This window comes from Pseudomonas sp. IT-93MI4, from assembly GCF_949767635.1.
In the GTDB taxonomy this organism is placed as follows: domain Bacteria; phylum Pseudomonadota; class Gammaproteobacteria; order Pseudomonadales; family Pseudomonadaceae; genus Aquipseudomonas; species Aquipseudomonas putida_A.
Map to the genome: position 1 here is coordinate 200635 of NZ_CATKPP010000001.1, position 17680 is coordinate 218314.

Below are 17680 nucleotides of genomic sequence, written 5' to 3' on the forward strand. Positions count from 1 at the left end.
ATAAAAATATGGAGACACCCATGAGAACCCTGACTGCCCTGTCCATTGCCTCGATCATCGGCCTGACCGCCAGCCTCGCCCACGCCCGCGATCTTGGCCCGGATGAAGCCCTGCGTCTGCGCGACGCTGGTACTATCGTCTCCTTCGAGAAGCTCAACGCCACGGCGCTGGCCAGACACCCGGGCTCGACCATCACCGAAACCGAGCTGGAAGAGGAGTACGGCAAGTACGTCTACCAGGTCGAAATGCGTGATCCGCAAGGGCTGGAGTGGGATCTGGAATTAGACGCGGTCACTGGGCAGGTTCTCAAGGATCATCAGGATACGTAATGAAGGTTAATGTTCGCGCCACCAGCCGCACGGCGTTGGCGCTTGTGATTGTTTGCTCGGCGGCGATGGCCCGCGACCTCGATCAGGACGAAGCGCTGAAGCTGCGTCAGCAGGGCGTGATCCTGCCGCTGGAGCAGGTGCTGCAACAGGCGCTGGATCGCTATCCGGGGGCCAAACTGCTGGAGGTCGAGCTGGAGGAAAAGCACGACGTCTATGTTTATGAAGTCGAGCTGCTGACGGTCGAGGGCGTGGCGCGCGAGCTGCATCTGAAAGCCGATACCGGCCAATTACTCAAAGACAAGGAAGATTGACCGATGCGTTTGCTTCTGGTGGAAGACCACGTGCCGCTCGCCGACGAACTGATCGCCGGCCTGCAGCGCCAAGGCTACGCGGTGGACTGGCTGGCGGACGGACGCGATGCGGTCTATCAGGGCAGCAGCGAGCCCTATGACCTGATCATTCTAGACCTCGGTCTGCCCGGCGTTCCCGGGCTGGAGGTGCTGGCGCAATGGCGTGCCGGTGGCCTGTCGACCCCGGTGCTGATCCTCACCGCCCGCGATTCCTGGGCCGAGCGCATCGAAGGCCTGAAGGCCGGCGCCGACGATTACCTGACCAAACCGTTCCATCCCGAAGAGCTGCACTTGCGGGTGCAGTCGTTGCTGCGTCGCTCCAAGGGCCAGGCCAATCAGCCGACGCTCAAGGCGGCCGGCCTGCATCTGGATGAAGGTCGCCAGTGCGTGATCCGCGACGGCAGCGAGATTCAGCTGACCGCCGCCGAATTCCGCCTGCTGCGCTATTTCATGCTGCACCCGGAACAGATCCTGTCGAAAACCCACCTCGCCGAGCACCTCTACGACGGCGAAACCGAGCGCGATTCCAACGTCCTCGAAGTTCACGTCAACCACCTGCGGCGCAAGCTGGGTAAAGCGGTGATCGAAACCCGTCGCGGCCAGGGTTACCTGTTCGGCGGGCAAGCTTCGTGAGGTCGATCCAGCGCCGCTTGAGCCTGGGGTTGATCAGCGTGATGGTGATCGTCGGCCTGGTGTTGGCGCAAACCAGTCTGTGGTTGTTCGAAGTCGGGTTGCAGCGTTACCTCGAGGCCGGTCTGCGCAACGACAGCGAAAGCCTGCTGGTCGCACTGGTGCGTGGCCCGCAAGGTTTGCAACTGGATGAGCGGCATCTGTCGCCGGCCTATCAGCGACCGTTTTCCGGGCATTACTTCCGCATCGATTTTGCCGACAGCCACTGGCGCTCGCGTTCGCTGTGGGATCAGGATCTGCCGCTGCTGGAACACCCGGGTTTGCACAGCAACCTGCAACTGGGGCCGGACGGTCAGCAGTTGCTGGTATTGCGTTCGGATTATCGGCGTCTGGGGCAGTCGATCTCGATCAGCGTCGCCCAGGATTACACCCCGGTGCGCGAGAGTTTCCAGCGCATGCGCCAGATCGGCCTCGGTCTGGGCCTTGCCGGTTTGCTGCTGATTCTGCTGCTGCAACGGCTGACGGTGCGCCGCGCGTTGAAGCCGCTGGAACGCGCGCGCGAGCAGATCGCCCAGTTGCAGCAGGGCCAGCGCTCGCAACTGGACGATCAGGTGCCAGTCGAGCTGGAGCCGCTGGTGGCGCAGATCAACCATTTGCTCGCGCACACCGAGGACAGCCTCAAGCGTTCACGCAATGCGCTGGGCAATCTGGGGCATGCGCTGAAAACGCCGTTGGCGGTGCTTTTGAGTCTGGCGTCGAGCGAAAAACTCGATGCCCACCCGGAGCTGCGCCGAATCCTCAAGGAACAACTGGAGCAGGTGCAACAGCGGCTCAATCGCGAGCTTAATCGCGCGCGGTTGTCAGGTGATGCGCTGCCCGGTGCGCTGTTTGATTGCGATGCGGAACTGCCGGGATTGCTGGCAACGCTGAACATGATCCACGGCGAGCATCTGGCGTTGAGTTACGTCGCGCCGCCGGGGCTGCAACTGCCGTGGGACCGCGAGGACTTGCTGGAACTGCTCGGCAACTTGCTGGACAACGCTTGCAAATGGGCGGATGCCGAGGTGCGCCTGAGTGTGATCGAACGAACGGACGGCTACGCCCTTGGCGTTGAAGATGACGGGCCGGGGATTCCTGAAGAGCAACGCACTCAGGTGTTCAGCCGTGGCACACGGCTCGATGAGCAGACTGACGGGCATGGCCTGGGGCTGGGAATTGTGCGTGATATCGTCGAGATGTGGGGCGGGTTGCTGGTGTTGGGCGAGAGTGAGTGGGGCGGGCTGAAGGTGGTGATCGAGTTGCCTAAACGCTGATCACCCAAACACTACCAATCCCCTGTGGGAGCGAGCCTGCTCGCGAATGCGCTGGATCAGACACATCATCGCTGACTGACATACCGCTTTCGCGAGCAGGCTCGCTCCCACATTGGGTTTGGCAATGGGCTGTCAGACCCGGAACTGATCCATCAGACTCTGCTGTTGATTCGCCAGGCTGTTCAGCGACTGGCTCACCCGCGCCGACTCATTGGCCTGTCCGGACAGCGATTCGGTCACGTCACGAATGGTCGCGACGTTGTTGTTGATCTCCTCGGCCACCGCGCTCTGTTCTTCCGCCGCGCTGGCGATCTGCAGATTCATGTCGCTGATCACCGTCACTGCATCGCCGATCTGGCGCAGTGCGGTCACCGCTTGCCCGACCTGTTCGACACTGCCCTGCGCCTGACGATGGCTGTTGCCCATCGACCCGACCACGTCCTGGGTGCCGGTCTGCAGTTGCTCGATGACCTGACGGGTTTCTTCCACCGACTCCTGCGTGCGGCGGGCAAGGTTGCGCACTTCGTCGGCGACCACGGCAAAACCACGCCCGGCTTCACCGGCACGCGCTGCTTCGATCGCCGCGTTGAGCGCCAACAGGTTGGTCTGTTCGGCGATGGCGCGGATGGTTTCCAGCACGGTGCCGATCTTCTCGCTGTTGGCAGCCAACCCTTCGACCTGAACCATCGCCGCGCTCATGTCGGCGGCGAGCGTGTCGATGCTCGCGGTGGTGCGGTCGATCACGGTCAGGCCCTGACGGGTGGCGCGGTCGGCGTCCTTGGCCGCTTCGGCGGCTTGCGCGGCGCTGCGTGCAACGTCCTGCGCGGTGGCGCTCATTTCGTGGGAGGCAGTGGCGACCTGATCGACCTGCCGGTATTGCTGCTCCATGCCGGCGCTGGTCTGGGTGGCGATGGCCGAGGACTGGTCGGCGGTGTTGCGCGCATCCTGCACCGAGCGTTTCACCTCGGCGATGATCGGCTGCAACTTGTCGAGGAACTTGTTGAACCAGCCGGCCAGTTGACCGAGTTCATCTTTCTTGTCATAGGCCAGACGGCGGGTCAGATCACCTTCGCCGCTGGCAATGTCTTCCAGCATATGCGCGACGCCGAGGATCGGTTTGGTCACGCTGCGCGCCATCAGCCACACCAGCAGCAGGCCGACCAGGGCTGCGAGCACGCCAAGGCTCAGTTCGATCAGGGTGCCGGAGTTGTTGCTCGCATCCAGTTGCTGCTTGAGCGCTTCGGCGCGGCTGACCAGCACCTTTTCCGGCACGTCGAGCAACACGCCCCACGACGGGCCGCCGGGGATCGGCTGGAACGGCGACAGCACTTTCAACTGGCCGTTGCTGTGCAGGCTGCTGACGCTGCTGCTGGCGGCGAGTTGACGCAGCAGTTCGGCGCCGCTGACGGTGTCCACGGCATCCAGGCGCTTGCTCAGTTTGCTGGCGTCCGGGCTGTAGCCGGCGAGCAGGCCGGTGGGGCTGATGATGCTCACGGCGGTCTGGCCGTCGTAGAGTTTTTTGCTCGCGCCCTGGCTGATCGCCTGCAGGCTGTTGAGATTGATGTCCACCGACAGCGAGGCGATGACTTTGCCGTTGACCATCAGCGGGAAGACGATGCTGGTCATCAGCACGTTCTGACCGTCGATCACATAGAAGTACGGTTCGATCACGCACGGCTTGAGCGTGGTGCGCGGGCAGGTGAACCAGGCGTTGGCGGCCTGGCCGCTGGGGCCGGTGCTGGTGTCGGTCATGTCGCTTTCCGGCAGGGCCATCGAGGTGACTTTGCCGGGAGTCGGCTGCGACCAGTACAGGGCAAAACGACCCTTGTCGTTGCTGCCGAGTTCAGCCTGACCGGCGAACAGCTCATCCTTGCCATCCAAGGCGTTGGCTTCGAACACCAGCGACAGACCGAGCAGCTCCGGGTTGGCCTGCAGCGCGGACTTGACCTGACGGGTCATGTCTTCGCGCAGGTCGAAGGCATCGAGGAAGCGCTTCTCGGCCTGTTCGCGCAGGAACAGCACCTGCCGCGAGAAGCCGTGGCCATATTGATAGGCGTCCATGAACTGCTGGTGAATCCCGGCAGCCTGCACCTCACCCTGCGACTCAATGCGCGCCTGGGCCGACTCGGTCAGCATCTCCATGCTCGAAGCCTTCACCAGCTCGGAGCTGTGCTCCATGCGGTACAGCGAAAGACCCACCAGCAGGGTCACGATGCCCGCCAGGCACAGGCCGGCGAGCAGGGTGATTTTCCATTGAATGGAAAGTTGTCTGAGCGACATGGAGACGTCCTTATTCGATAAATATCTGAGACTTTGCACTGTAACGGCCGCGTTTCGGCTTTCTTTATTGTTCAAGCGCAATATGACCAATTGCCGCATGCTGGCGATCAGATACCTGTGGTGAGGGGATTTATCCCCGATGGGGGGCGAAGCCGCCCTCACAATCGTTCAGAGAAATTGCATAGTCAGGTTTGGCGACTGCTGCGCAGCCGATCGGGGATAAATCCCCTCGCCACAGGGTTCTCCATTGCCCGTTACATTGATCTCCTTACCGCAGGGTTCTGCATTGCCAGTTACATTTCAGTTCAGCCGCTCGCTTTGACACCGCCGCCACTCTGCGGCACAGTGCGCGCCCTTCTAATAAGACCCTCTTTGCAAATCCGCCGGTGCTCCGTGGGCGGACTCATCCTGTCTGGCGGTGATGATTTCATCGCAGTGTTTTTGAGGTAGTGAAATGAATGCAGTGATTGCTGCGGTCGGCGTCATGCTGATCCTCAGCCTGTCCCGCGTGCACGTGGTGATCGCCCTGATCGTCGGTGCGCTGGTCGGTGGCCTGACCGGTGGTCTGGGCATCGACGCCACGCTCAAGGCGTTCAACAGCGGCCTGGGTGGCGGGGCGACGGTGGCGTTGTCCTACGCATTGCTCGGCGCTTTCGCCGTGGCGATTGCCAAGTCCGGCCTGGCCCATGCGCTGGCCGACAAGGCCCTGGCGATGGTCGATCGTCAGCATTCGACCGGCGGCGGCAGCGTCAAGTGGCTGCTGATCGGCCTGCTGTGGGTGGTGGCGATTGCCTCGCAGAACATCCTGCCGATCCACATTGCGTTCATCCCGCTGCTGGTGCCGCCGCTGCTCTATGTACTGACCAAGTTGCAGCTGGATCGCCGGTTGATTGCCTGCGTCATGACCTTCGGCCTGATCACCCCGTACATGGTGTTCCCGGTGGGTTTCGGCAACATCTTCCTCAACCAGATCCTGCTGGCCAACGTCAGCAAGGCCGGGGTCGATATCAGCCAGATCAACGTCATGCACGCCATGGCGATTCCGGCGCTGGGCATGGTCTTCGGCCTGTTGCTGGCGGTGTTTTTCAGCTATCGGAAAAAGCGTGTTTACGATCTGGAGAAAATCGAGCAGGTCGAGCAAGTCAGCGTCGCCTACAACCCGAAGACCATTGGCATTGCCGGTCTGGCAATTGCCGCCGCGTTCATCATTCAGCTGCTGCTGGACTCGATGATTATCGGCGCACTGGCCGGGTTCCTGATTTTCTCGGCTTCGGGCATCGTCAAATGGCGTGAGACCGATGACCTGTTCACCGAAGGCATGAAGATGATGGCGATGATCGGCTTCATCATGATCTCCGCCTCGGGTTTCGCCGAAGTGCTCAAGGCTACCGGCGAAGTGCGCTCGCTGGTCGAAAGCGCGGCGGCGTGGATCGATCACAGTCAGGCGATCGGCGCGTTGTTGATGCTGCTGGTGGGCCTGATGGTGACCATCGGTATCGGCTCGTCGTTCTCCACGGTACCGATTCTGGCGGCGATTTTCGTGCCGCTGTGCGTGCAGCTGGGCTTCAGCCCGATGGCCATCGTGTGCATCGTCGGCACCGCCGGTGCATTGGGCGATACCGGCTCGCCGGCCTCGGACTCGACGCTGGGCCCGACCTCCGGTCTGAATGTCGATGGCCAGCATCACCACATCTGGGACACCGTGGTCCCGACCTTCCTGCACTACAACCTGCCGCTGCTGGCGTTCGGCTGGGTGGCGGCGATGGTTCTCTAAACCCGCCAATCACCTGTGGGAGCGGGCTTGCTCGCGAAAGCGGTGTATCAGAAACATAAATGTTGACTGACACGACGCTTTCGCGAGCAAGCCCGCTCCCACAGGGGAATGCGGTGAATCCCCCGCTCAACTTTTGCTTTTGCGTGCCGTTAACGCCTTTAACCACGCCAATAAAACCAAAAGAGTGAGCCCCCCAATGCGCTTGAGTCTCAAGGCCAAAGTCCTGTCCCTTGCCGTCCTGCCGGTGCTGCTCTTTGCGCTGGTCATCAGTCTGACCACGCTGTTTATCCTCCAGCAACAGGCGCACACCGAGGTCGAACAGACCCGCGAGCGCCTGCTCGCCGACGCCAAGGCCACGCTGCAAAGTTACGTCGCCGTGGCCATGACCACGATCAAACCGCTGTACGACGCAGCCGCCCCCGGTGACAACGCGGCGCGGGCGCAGGCGATCAAGCTGCTGTCAGGCATCCGCTACGGCAAGGACGGCTACTTCTTCGGCTACGACTCCGAGACCGTGCGCCTGTTCAAGGCCAACGACCCCGAAGGCGTGGGCAAAAGCTTCAAGGACAACCGCGATCCGAATGGCGTCTACGTCAACCTCGGCCTGGTGAAAGTGGCGAAGGACGGCACCCACTATCTGCAATACAGCTCGCCACTGCCGGGCAATGCCAACGTGCTGGTGCCGAAACTCGGCTACACCGAATACCTGGCGAAGTGGGACATGGCGGTCGGTACCTCGGTCAACCTCGACGGCATTGAAGCGCAAGTGGCAGTGGTCGAGGCGCAAGTGCAGGAGCGCATGCAAGGCGTGATCCTCAGTATCGTCGGCGTGGCGGTGCTGGTGCTGTTGGTGATTGCCATCGCGGGGATGCTGTTGGCCAACACCATTCTGCGCCCGCTGAACCTGATGAAAGCCAACCTCGACGACATCGCGGCGGGCGAGGGCGACTTGACCCGCCGGCTGAACATCACTAGCCAGGACGAACTCGGCGAACTGGCCGGCTCGTTCAATCGCTTCGTCGACAAGATTCACGGCCTGGTGCGGCAGATCACCGAGATGACCACACAACTGACCGGCCTGGTGACCCAGGTGTCGGATCAGGCCCAGCGTTCCGATCAGGCGATGGAGCGTCAGCGCCACGAGACCGATCAGGTCGCCACGGCGATCAACGAGATGTCCGCCGCCGCCCAGGAAGTCGCCAAGAGCGCGCAGAACGCCGCGGTCGCCGCGCAGCAGACTGATGAAGAAGGCCAGAGCGCCAAACGCGTGGTGGCCGGCAGCATCAAACAGATTCATGCGCTGGTGGATGACATTCGCAGCAGCGGCGTGTCGCTCGACAGCCTGCAGCAGGACGTGTCGTCGATTGTCGGCGTGCTCGGGGTGATCCGTTCGATTGCCGAGCAGACCAATCTGCTGGCACTCAACGCCGCGATTGAAGCGGCGCGCGCCGGGGAGGCCGGGCGCGGTTTTGCGGTGGTGGCGGACGAAGTGCGGGCACTGGCCAGCCGCACGCAGATCAGCACCCAGGAAATTCAGGGCATGATCGATCGTCTGCAAGCGGGTACCCAGTCGGCGGTCGAGGCGATGCGCCGTTCCAGTGAAGCGGGCGATGGTACTTCGGCGCAGGCCAATCAGGCCGGGGCGTCGCTGGACGCGATGGCTGACCTGATCGCGACCATCAACTCGATGAACGCGCAGATCGCCAGCGCGGCCGAGGAACAAACGGCGGTGGCCGAAGAGATCAACCGCAGCGTGCATCAGATCGCGGTGGCGGTGGACAGCGTGGCGGATGAGACCCAGTTGGGCGCGCAGACTTCGCGCAGTCTGGCGGAACTTGGCCAGCGATTGGGCAAACTGGTGGGCCAGTTCCGCATTTAAAAAGTCTGTAAAACCTCATTGTGGGAGCGGGCTTGCTCGCGAAGGCGTCATGTCAGTCAGTATTCTTGTATCTGACATACCGCCTTCGCGAGCAAGCCCGCTCCCACATTGGGTTTTGTGTAGGACTTAGGGTCTGTCCCAGTACGGGATTTCGCCAAAGCACTCGACAAAGAAATCGATCACCGTACGCACCTTCACCGACAGCCGCCGGCTCCCCGGCCACAGCACTGCAATCTGCTGCGGCTCCAGGCTGTTCGATACCTGATACTCGCGCAACACCGGCACCAGCGTGCCTTCGCGCACCGCCTCACCAATCAGCCAGGATGGAAACATCACCAGCCCCAGGCCTTGCTCGGCGGCCTGGGTGAGGGTGTCGGCGTGGTTGCCAGTGATCGGGCCTTTGACCGAGTAAGGCGTCCAGTCGTCCTGATCCTGACGGAAAAACCAGCGTTGCTGACCGGTCGCACCTTTGTAGGCCAGGCACTGGTGTTGCGCGAGTTCGTCGGGATGCTGCGGCGTGCCGTGGCGCTTCAGATAAGTCGGGCTGGCCGCGACCTGAAAGCGGTGCGGCGCCAGAATCCGCGCCTGCATGCTCGAGTCGTGCATCGGGCCGATGCGAAACAGCAGGTCGGCGCCTTCCTGCAACGGGTCGACGTAATGGTCGGTCTGCTGGATGTCCAGTTGCAGCTTCGGATAGCGCGCGCACAACTGACCGAGCCACGGCGTCAGATGACGTTGGCCGAACACCACCGGTGCGTTGATCCGCACCAGTCCGGTGGGTTCGCTTTGCTGCTCCTGCAACGCCTGCTCGGCTTCCTCCAGTTGCACCAGCACCAGCCGCGCATGGTGGCCGAGCATGCGCCCGGCTTCGGTCGGGGTGACAGCGCGGGTGTGGCGGTAGAGCAATTGCTGGTTCAGCGCCTGCTCCATCAACTGGATCTGCCGCGAGATCGAAGAGGGCGCGACGCCCTCGCGGCGGGCGACTTCGGAAAAACTGCCGTGGTCGAGCACCGCCACAAACAGCCTGAGTGCCTTGAATCCCAGTTCATTCAGCCCGTGCATGGATCTTCCTGCTGTGCGAGTTGCGCAAAAGTGTTGTCCGGATGCTCCCATTTATCGCACAGCTACGCCAGCCGATAATCCGCGCCATCGTTTACTTGCGTGGGTTTTGGATGATGCAGACATTGGATGAAGTGAGTGTGCCGGCGCCGGCGACCCGGTCGTGGTTGCGCCTGTTGTTGCTGCCGCTGGTGATTCTGGCCGGCATGGGCCTGTCGGTGGAGGCCGGGTTACTGGGGCCGCTGGGGGAGCAGGTCGGGCATCTGTGGGCGACCTTGAGCATCTTCGGCGTGGGTTCGGCGATTCTGTTTTTGCTGCTGTTGTTCGCCGGCCCGCAGAAAGGCCCGGCGCTGACCGATCTGCCGCGCTGGCAATTGATCGGCGGCTTTCTCGGGCCGATATACGTGGTGGTGCTGACCCTGGCAACGCCGCATATCGGGATCGCGATGACGATGATCGCGATCCTGTCCGGGCAGGTCGGCAAGAGTGTGCTGATCGACCATTTCGGCTGGTTCGGCGCGACGCGCAAGAAGGTCAATGCCGAGCGGTGGCTGGCGTTGGGGTTGATAGTGGTGGCACTGGTTCTGATTGCGCGGGGTTGAGAATATGAGTCTGGTTATTTTGTTGGCAGTGGTGGTGTTGGCTGGCGCGGTGTTGAGTGTGCAGGCGGCGATCAATGGGCGCCTCGGTGAAAGCGTCGGGGTATTGCGCAGCAGTTTGCTGACGTTTTTCGTCGGGGCTGTGGTCACCGGATTGTTGATTGTGTTTTTTGAACCGGCGCATGCGGTGAGTTTGCTCGATGTGCCGAAGTGGCAGGTCTGCGGGGCGCTGTTTGGGGTGGTTTACATGATGGTCATGGTTGGCGCGGTGCCTGTTGTGGGGACTGCGGTGGCGACGGTGGCGGTGATTGTTGGTCAACTTGGGATGGGGATGTTGATCGACAATTTTGGCTGGCTGGGGAATCCGGCGATCGAGCTTTCGTCTTCGCGGGTGTTGGCGATGGTGTGTCTGGGGTTGGCTTTGGTCTTTATGTATCGGAGTAGTGTTCGGGGTTCTGATTGAGTTTTGGGTGTATATCCGTTGCTGCGGTAACGGCCACTTAGGGTTCCGCCCTTACGGCGGGTCACTTTTTCCAGACGCCGAAAAAGTAACCAAAAAGGCTTTACCCTGACGTTCGGCCCTCGCTTAGGCTCGGGTTCCTTCGCTCCGGGATTCATCCGGGGGGCAGCGCCTACGGTTTGCTTCGCTGCACCTCCTCTCGCTGTGTTTGGCTGCGCCAAACGGTCGCTGCGCTCCCACCCCCGGATAAACCCCTCCACTCAGCCTGCCGACGGGCCCTCAGATCAAAAGCGGTACTCGAGCTAACGCTCATTGTGTTGAGTGGGGCGGCCTCGCCGCATGGGGCGCACACTCTCTAAATTGTAGGAGCTAGCCTGCTGGCGATGGCGGCCTGACAGCCGACCAATTTCCAACTGAAGCCACCCATTCCAACTGTGGGAGCGGGCTTGCTCGCGAAGGCGGCCTGCCAGCCGACCAATCTCTAACTGAAAGCGCCCCCCCATCCCATGTAGAAACTGTCGAAGGCTGTGATCTTTTGATCTGCTTTGGCTTTGCTTTGGCTCTGGCTCTTGATTTGGCTTTTGATCTTCAGCCCCTTCGGCAGGCCGAGCGGAGGTGTTCATCCGGGGGTTAGGCGCGCAGCGCCATGCGGCGAAGCCGCATCCATCGAGAGGAGGTGCAGCGAAGCAAACCGGAGGCGATGCCCCCGGATGGACACCGTAGCGAGGGAACACTGAGCCTAAGCGAAGTGCCGTACGCCGGGGCAAAGCCTTTTGGGTTACCTTTTCGGCGTTTGGAAAAGGTGACTCGCTGTAAGAGCGAAACCGCCAGCGGCAGCACCCGAAGAAACGGATATTCACCCAATTCCCGAAAAAAACCAGATCAACAGATCGCAGCCTGCGGCAGCTCCTACACTGGTATTTACGGCTTATCCCAAAAGCCCAGACAACCACCAAAAAAGGAGTCTGCCCCCATGCCCGATAGAAAATGCGACTGCCCCAACTGCAAATGCACGATCAAGGAAGGCGACCACGCCTACGCCGTGCACGGCAAACACTATTGCTGTGAAGCCTGCGCCCACCACCACAAGGGCGGTGAAGAGTGCTCAAGCAAAGGCTGCCATTGCGCCCACCCCAAATAACCGCGCGCAAAAAAAGTGGAGCCTAATCAGGCTCCACTTGCAGTTTCAGGCTTTCATCATCCAGCCGTTCGGTACGGCGAACCGTGCCTTGCAGCCGTCGACCGTCAACCCTGACTACCACGGTTTTCGCCTGGTCGAGGTCTTCCGGTAACGGCGCCGGTATGCGCAGGGCGAAGCTATAGGGATCGTCTTCGACAGCCTCAAGACCCACCTGACAGTCCACGCTTTTGGTGATACGTCCGAACAGGGTGTCCAGTCCGTAATCCAGATGCGCCGGGCTGAAGATGCTGGTCATTGTGTACGCCCCCAAAGAGTCCCCATCGCCTGACGAGAGTCTAGCTCGCCGGTCGCCATGTGACGTTTTCCACGCCGAATTTCTCCGCCATCGGTTTGCTGGTCTTTTGCACTTTTTCCCGGCCGAAACGCGGGATGCGACCCACACCGGCGTCGCAGCTTGCCCAGTGCCACGCCTCGGCGTTGTCCATTCTGTCCGAGCGGATAATGAACGACTTAGGCGTGCCGTGAAGGGTGTAATCGATGACAAACAGTTTTGCGTTGTTCATAAAGCCCGTAATCCTCCCTGTGGTATTAGAAGGATCGCGGCGCGTCGGGAAAATTCACTCGGATTGTCCGACGGTATCTATCGTTGTCGACGCTGTGACCGACTGGTTACCATGCGCCTTCCGCCAACCCCAATGAATGCTCGCCATGGCCCTCGCCGCACCCCCCGATCTCACGGATACCGATGTGCCGGTGCAACCGCTGGCGCGCACTTATCCGCGCGGGTTGTTCATCGAGCCGCACGAGCATGTCTGGGGGCAGTTGCTGTATGCGATGAGCGGAGTGATGTGGGTCGAGACCCCGCATGAGGCACTGGTGGTGCCGCCGCAGCGCGCGGTGTGGTTGCCGCCCGGGGTGCCGCATGGAATTCGCGTGGTCTCGGACTTGCAGATGCGCAATATCTACCTGCGCCCGGTGCTGGCGGCAACGCTGGATCCGACGGTGCAGGTGATCGAGGTCGGAGGGCTGTTGCGCGAGTTGATCGTCGGGCTGGTGGAGCAGGGCGATAGCGGTGAGCCGGCTTATTACGACGCCTTGGTCGGGCTGGCGTTGCTGGAGCTCAAGCGTGCCCGGCGCTCACAATTGAAGATCCCGCTGCCGGACGATTCCGACCGGCGCCTGATGAATCTGTGCCAGGCGGTGATGGCGTCACCGTCGCTGGACATTCCGTTCGAACAGCACGCGGAAAACGCCGGGGCCAGCGTGCGCACGCTGGCGCGGCTGTTCAAGGACAGCCTCGGCATGGGCTTCGCCGAATGGCGGCGGCAGGTGCAACTGGCGACGGCGGTGGCCGAGTTGATTCAGGGCGTGCCGGTGAGCGCGATCGCTCGCGAGCTGGGGTATTCGCCGAGCAGTTTCAGTGACATGTTCCGGCGCGAACTGGGCGTGGCGCCTTCGCAATTTACGATCACCTGAACGCAATCCCTGTGGGAGCGGGCTTGCTCGCGAAAGCGGTTTGTCTGTGAAGCATAAAGTGACTGACCCGCCGCCTTCGCGAGCAAGCCCGCTCCCACATTTTTACCGTGTTGTACTCAGGATTGCGGGACGCCGTTTTCCCACGCCGACCAATTTTTCAGATTGTCCTGCACCAGCGGATTGCCGGCGCGGAAGAGGTTTTCCAGCGCCGGCTCCCCTGACACCGCAAAACACCTGGGGGAGCGGGCTTGCTCGCGAAAGCGGTGTGTCTGTGAAGCATAAGGTGACTGACCCGCCGCCTTCGCGAGCAAGCCTGCTCCCACATTTTTTACCGTGTTGTACTCAGGATTACGGGACACCGTTTTCCCACGCCGACCAGTGTTTCAGGATGTCTGCACCAGCGGACTGCCTGTGCGATAGAGGTTCTCCAGCTACGGCTCCCCTGACACCGCAAAACAACTGTGGGAGCGGGCTTGCTCGCGAAAACGGTGGGTCTGTGAAGCATAAAGTGACTGACCCGCCGCCTTCGCGAGCAAGCCCGCTTCCACAGGGGACGGCAGAGAACGCGGGAATTGGCCGAAATTCAGAAGTCCTTGGCCGACACCTCTGCCGATCCTTCCCTAGACTTTGCCCATTCCTTTCACGCGGCGGAGTTTCCTCCCATGAACTACCTGATTTCGCTGGGCATCGGTCTCGGTGTCGGCCTGCTCTATGGCGCGCTGGATTTTCGTTCCCCGGCACCTCCGGCCATCGCGCTGGTGGGGCTGCTGGGCATGCTCGCGGGTGAGCAGCTGTGGCCGATGGGCCGGCAACTGGTCGCCGGTTGGCTGTCCTGAATTCCTTTTTCCCTTTGATGGATGTCCTCATGAAAGCACTGCAATTCGATAAAACCGGCGATCTGTCTTCCCTGCATTTCGTCGACGTACCGACCCCGCTGCCCGGCGCTGATGAGGTGCTGGTCGAGATCAAGGCGGCCGGTCTGAACCCCAGCGATGTGAAGAACGTGCTCGGGCGATTTCCGTACACCACATTGCCACGGATTCCCGGGCGTGATTTCGCTGGTGTCGTGGTCGAAGGCCCGCAGGCGTTGCTCGGTCAGGAAGTCTGGGGCACCGGGCGTGAGCTGGGCTTTTTCGCCGATGGCTCGCACGCGCAGTTCGTCAAACTGCCAGCCAATGGCGTGGCGCACAAACCGTCGCACTTGAGTTTCGCCCAGGCGGCCAGCCTCGGCGTGCCGTACACCACGGCGTGGGATGCGCTGGAGCGCAGTCTGGTGAGCGCTGAAACCCGTTTGCTGGTGATCGGCGGCGGCGCGGTGGCCACGGCGGCGTTGGCGCTGGCCAAGGTGCGCGGCGCGCAGATCCTCGCGGCAGCGCGGCGGCCGGAGCAGGTCAAGGAGTTGCAGGCGCAGGGCTTCCAGACGATTCAGCTGGATAAACCCGAAGACCTCGGCGCGCAGGTCAACGCGGTGTACAGCGGCGGCGCCGACGTGATCTTCGACACCACCGGCTTCTGGCTGCCGGCCTCGGTCGCGGCATTGGCAGCGTTCGGGCGGATCGCGATCATCGCCGCACCGGTCGACGGCCATGTACAGTTGCCGGCGCTGGCGTTGTACCGCAAGGGCGGTTCGGTGGTCGGGATCAACTCGCTGCTGTACGGCGTGCAAGCCTGTGCGGCGATGCTCGAGCAGTTTGGGCGGTTCTTTGATGAGGATCTGTTGCCGTTGCCGCAGGGGTTGGTGCAGGTGCCATTGGCGGAGGGGTTGGACAGCTACGCGCAGGTGAATCAAGGCAGTGGCGACAAGATAATTCTCATCCCCTGACTCAGCCACAAGCCCTGTAGGAGTGAGCCTGCTCGCGATAGCGTCAATTCAGTCGACAAACTCGGCGGCTGAATAACCGCCATCGCGAGCAGGCTCACTCCTACAATTGATTGGCGCAGGGCTCAGGATTGCGGGACGCCGTTTTCCCACGCCGACCAGTTTTTCACGATTTCCTGCACCAGCGGGTTACCTGCGCGATAGAGGTTTTCCAGCGCCGGCACGAACCCGCCCTGATCGGCGTACTTGAGCAGATTGTCCACTTCACTGCCGCCCGGTGCCGGCCGATCAAAGTCAGAGCCGGCACGCACCACGGCCAGACGCTGCACATCCACCAGACCTTCGCGACTGGCACGCAGCAGCGCTTCATAGGTGGAGTTGTCTTCCTGTTGTGTGGTGCAGTATTCACCCTTGTTATCGGTCAGCAGTTTGGTCCAGACCTCGGCGCGTTCGCTCAGGCGTGTACCGGAGAACCAGGTGTTGCCCGCCAGCGTGTCGCAGCGCGTGACCACGGGCGGCTGATTGGCCGGGGCCGAGGGGTATTTCCGGCGCCACGCCGCCGACTCCTTGCTCTCGCTCAGTTCGACCTTGTGGCTCAGGGCGAAGGCTTTGGCCTGCAGTGTCGGGTTGAGTTCGAAGACTTCGGTCTTGTAGTCCAGCGGCGGCTTTTCGTTCGGACCCTTGGTGTTGATGCCCAGGTAGCCAGTCGGCCAGCTCGCCGGCGCGTCGCGCGAATCCAGCTCCCATTGCGTGCCGAATTCCACCAGGTAATGCGCCCACGCCGCAGTGCCGATGGTCCCGTGTTTCGGGCTGATGCCGGCGATCCCGGCAATCAGGAACCAGCTTTTGCGCAGGTCGAATTTCGGCGACAGCGCCAGTGCCAAGGTCGAGGCGGCGGCGTTGGTCTGGCCCATGCCGGTGGTCAGCAGGCACACCTGTTGTGCGTTGCAGCGGATGGTCGGGTACTCGGCGGACAGGCCCGGTACGCGGATTTCCTGCTTGAGATTCAGGCGCTCGATCCAGTTCTGTGCCTCGGGGGCGAACATGGTGATCAGCACCACTTTCGGCTGGATCGGCGCTTCAGCCGCCCACGCCGTGGAAGAGAGCAGGGCCGCAGCGGCCAGGGTCAGACGCGTCATTGCTTGCATGAGAATCTCCTGATTTCAGAACTGGTATCCGATGCCGGCGTAGTAACCCCAACCGTTGGAGCGCGCGCGGAAATTGCCGTCGCCGAAGTTCAGCTCGCTGCCGTCTTCCCAATTGCCGCCGTTGTGGAAGTAACGGCCGACCAGGGTGAAACGCAGGTGGGTGAACGAGTACAACAGCACGTTGGTCGCCACCGTGGCATTGGCGGTGCGCGCCGGATTGTCCTTGTGAATGTCCGAGCCGAAATCGAAGTTGGTGAAACCGATGTAGGTCAGCGACGCGCCGTTGCTGAATTTGTCGATGGGCACGATGTACTTGAGCTGCGCGCGGTAGCCGTCCCATGAATACTCATTGCTCGCGCCGTAGTTTTCCCACTGGTAGCGCCCGTACAGGTTGGCCGACAGGTTGACCCGCGAATGGGTGTCGATGTCGGTGCCGAAGCCGCTGTACAGGGTGTTGGCGCGGTTCTCTTTACGGCTGCCGTGATCGTAGATCCAGTCGAACGCCACGTACCATTCCTTGAACGGGCCGATGGCCAGGCTGCGGCCGGCGAGGTAGTCGATAGAGATGCGCGGCTCGTGTTCCATGAACACCGGTGAGCCGTGATCCCACACGCCTTTGTCGTGGCTGTTGCCGATGTTGAAGATCTTCGGAATGTCGACGTAGCCGTACAGCTCGAACGGGCCCTTGCGCCCGAAGTACTCGTATTCCAGATAAATGTCGTCGGCCGGTTGCGGCCCGAAGCTGATGTCCTTGCTGCCGATCAGCGTCAGGTCCTGGTTGTACCAGTCCGACAGATACGCGCCTTTTTTCGGCGGGGCAGCTTCCGGGCTGAGGGCTTCGCCCTGAGCGGATTCGTCGGGCAGCGCCGGTTGCGCCAATGCGCTGTGGCTGAGAACTCCGGTAACGCCGGTCAGTAGCAGGGAAACAGCAAACGTGCGCGCAAACGGGGCGCGAAGAAGGGAAGCAACGTGCATTCAAAGTCCTTTTTTGCGGATCGAGGCCCGGGTTCTGCGGGTCTGTACGGTTTTGTTACGAAAAAGCCGTTAAAGGCAGGTCGCAAACGTTTGCACAAGGCGTACCAGTTTCTTTTAAACGCTGAAATTCTCCTGTGGGAGCGGGCTTGCTCGCGAAGGCGTCGGGTCAGCTGACATATCCTTCACAGATACACCGCTTTCGCGAGCAAGCCCGCTCCCACAGGGTTAGTCAGGTGTCGCCAAACCCAGTGTTTACTGACCGAAACCCGCGTTCTAGACGGTCCTAGTATTAAAGTATTAACACCATTTAATCAGTGCCCCATCGCGGGGCGTCTACTAGCTTGTCAGCCAAGACGCGGTTTTGTGATGACCGTCGCAGTCTTGATTCGCGTGTGGAATAAGCACGTCTCCCACGCCTTCAAGGAAGAATTTGGCCACGACAAGGAGT

18 protein-coding genes and 2 pseudogenes are annotated in these 17680 nt (G+C 61.5%); 13 read left to right on the forward strand and 7 right to left on the reverse strand.

The window, feature by feature from the left end:
• The first annotated feature begins 20 nt into the window (after positions 1-20).
• From ACM6I7_RS00680 to ACM6I7_RS00695, 4 genes are read left to right on the forward strand one after another with little or no spacing between them, the layout of a single operon-like run.
• Entirely contained in the window at positions 21-329 is a 309-nt protein-coding gene (locus tag ACM6I7_RS00680) for a PepSY domain-containing protein (RefSeq protein WP_414887778.1), read from the forward strand.
• The gene (locus tag ACM6I7_RS00685) at positions 329-640 is read left to right on the forward strand and encodes a PepSY domain-containing protein (RefSeq protein ID WP_027613999.1); all 312 of its coding nucleotides are present in this window, start codon (positions 329-331) and stop codon (positions 638-640) included. Before ACM6I7_RS00680 ends, ACM6I7_RS00685 begins: the two co-directional genes overlap by 1 nt.
• A 3-nt stretch (positions 641-643) precedes the next feature.
• Positions 644-1312 carry a response regulator transcription factor gene (locus ACM6I7_RS00690; RefSeq protein ID WP_003223514.1) on the forward strand — a complete coding sequence of 223 codons (669 nt, stop codon included), beginning with the start codon at positions 644-646 and terminating at the stop codon, positions 1310-1312.
• Positions 1309-2622, forward strand: a complete 1314-nt coding sequence (locus ACM6I7_RS00695) for a sensor histidine kinase (protein WP_414887779.1) — start codon at positions 1309-1311, stop codon at positions 2620-2622. Before ACM6I7_RS00690 ends, ACM6I7_RS00695 begins: the two co-directional genes overlap by 4 nt.
• Before the next feature lie 132 nt (positions 2623-2754).
• Here the strand turns inward: ACM6I7_RS00695 and ACM6I7_RS00700 are convergent, their stop codons facing one another.
• A complete protein-coding gene (locus ACM6I7_RS00700) occupies positions 2755-3510 on the reverse strand; it encodes a methyl-accepting chemotaxis protein (RefSeq protein ID WP_371262551.1) in 756 nt (251 codons plus the stop codon).
• A 102-nt stretch (positions 3511-3612) separates the two neighbouring features.
• Positions 3613-5001: pseudogene (locus tag ACM6I7_RS00705) on the reverse strand (HAMP domain-containing protein); the annotation flags it as partial.
• 355 nt (positions 5002-5356) lie between these two features.
• Here ACM6I7_RS00705 and ACM6I7_RS00710 point away from each other — a divergent pair.
• The 3 genes and pseudogenes from ACM6I7_RS00710 (at position 5357) to ACM6I7_RS00720 (ending at position 8555) form a co-directional block, all read left to right on the forward strand.
• Complete coding sequence (locus tag ACM6I7_RS00710) at positions 5357-6676, forward strand: Na+/H+ antiporter family protein (RefSeq protein ID WP_115990270.1); 1320 nt, start codon at positions 5357-5359, stop codon at positions 6674-6676.
• A 196-nt stretch (positions 6677-6872) separates the two neighbouring features.
• Positions 6873-7697, forward strand: a pseudogene (locus tag ACM6I7_RS00715) (cache domain-containing protein); the annotation flags it as partial.
• Between the two features lie 102 nt (positions 7698-7799).
• Positions 7800-8555 carry a methyl-accepting chemotaxis protein gene (locus ACM6I7_RS00720; RefSeq protein ID WP_371917818.1) on the forward strand — a complete coding sequence of 252 codons (756 nt, stop codon included), beginning with the start codon at positions 7800-7802 and terminating at the stop codon, positions 8553-8555.
• Between the two features lie 126 nt (positions 8556-8681).
• Here the strand turns inward: ACM6I7_RS00720 and ACM6I7_RS00725 are convergent, their stop codons facing one another.
• On the reverse strand, positions 8682-9617 hold the full coding sequence (locus ACM6I7_RS00725; protein WP_414887780.1) for a LysR family transcriptional regulator: 936 nt from the start codon (positions 9615-9617) through the stop codon (positions 8682-8684).
• A 113-nt stretch (positions 9618-9730) separates the two neighbouring features.
• Here ACM6I7_RS00725 and ACM6I7_RS00730 point away from each other — a divergent pair, with 113 nt between their 5' ends.
• The 3 genes from ACM6I7_RS00730 to ACM6I7_RS00740 all read left to right on the forward strand — a co-directional run bounded on the left by ACM6I7_RS00730 (position 9731) and on the right by ACM6I7_RS00740 (position 11814).
• Complete coding sequence (locus ACM6I7_RS00730) at positions 9731-10216, forward strand: DMT family transporter (RefSeq protein WP_027614319.1); 486 nt, start codon at positions 9731-9733, stop codon at positions 10214-10216.
• 4 nt (positions 10217-10220) lie between these two features.
• Entirely contained in the window at positions 10221-10676 is a 456-nt protein-coding gene (locus ACM6I7_RS00735) for a DMT family transporter (protein ID WP_027614318.1), read from the forward strand.
• Between the two features lie 970 nt (positions 10677-11646).
• Complete coding sequence (locus ACM6I7_RS00740) at positions 11647-11814, forward strand: metallothionein (protein WP_081730276.1); 168 nt, start codon at positions 11647-11649, stop codon at positions 11812-11814.
• Between the two features lie 22 nt (positions 11815-11836).
• On the opposite strand, the gene ACM6I7_RS00745 is transcribed toward ACM6I7_RS00740, so the two are convergent.
• Positions 11837-12109: a hypothetical protein gene (locus ACM6I7_RS00745; protein ID WP_027613848.1), complete on the reverse strand. Its 273-nt coding sequence runs from the start codon at positions 12107-12109 to the stop codon at positions 11837-11839.
• A gap of 40 nt (positions 12110-12149) precedes the next feature.
• Positions 12150-12377: a DUF6555 family protein gene (locus tag ACM6I7_RS00750; protein WP_027613849.1), complete on the reverse strand. Its 228-nt coding sequence runs from the start codon at positions 12375-12377 to the stop codon at positions 12150-12152.
• Positions 12378-12513: 136 nt separating this feature from the next.
• Between ACM6I7_RS00750 and ACM6I7_RS00755 the strand changes: the two genes are divergently transcribed.
• From ACM6I7_RS00755 to ACM6I7_RS00765, 3 genes are all read left to right on the forward strand, one after another.
• The gene (locus ACM6I7_RS00755) at positions 12514-13290 is read left to right on the forward strand and encodes an AraC family transcriptional regulator (protein WP_414887781.1); all 777 of its coding nucleotides are present in this window, start codon (positions 12514-12516) and stop codon (positions 13288-13290) included.
• A 662-nt stretch (positions 13291-13952) separates the two neighbouring features.
• Positions 13953-14126, forward strand: coding sequence for a DUF1427 family protein (locus ACM6I7_RS00760; RefSeq protein WP_095138741.1), 174 nt, complete (start codon positions 13953-13955; stop codon positions 14124-14126).
• A gap of 29 nt (positions 14127-14155) precedes the next feature.
• Positions 14156-15112 carry a quinone oxidoreductase family protein gene (locus tag ACM6I7_RS00765; protein ID WP_414887782.1) on the forward strand — a complete coding sequence of 319 codons (957 nt, stop codon included), beginning with the start codon at positions 14156-14158 and terminating at the stop codon, positions 15110-15112.
• Between the two features lie 122 nt (positions 15113-15234).
• Here the strand turns inward: ACM6I7_RS00765 and ACM6I7_RS00770 are convergent, their stop codons facing one another.
• Positions 15235-16257 (reverse strand): purine-nucleoside phosphorylase, encoded by a 1023-nt coding sequence (locus ACM6I7_RS00770; protein ID WP_414887783.1) that lies wholly within the window; start codon positions 16255-16257, stop codon positions 15235-15237.
• Positions 16258-16272: 15 nt separating this feature from the next.
• Positions 16273-17232, reverse strand: coding sequence for a nucleoside-specific channel-forming protein Tsx (locus tag ACM6I7_RS00775; RefSeq protein ID WP_096797785.1), 960 nt, complete (start codon positions 17230-17232; stop codon positions 16273-16275).
• Between the last annotated feature and the right edge of the window lie 448 nt (positions 17233-17680).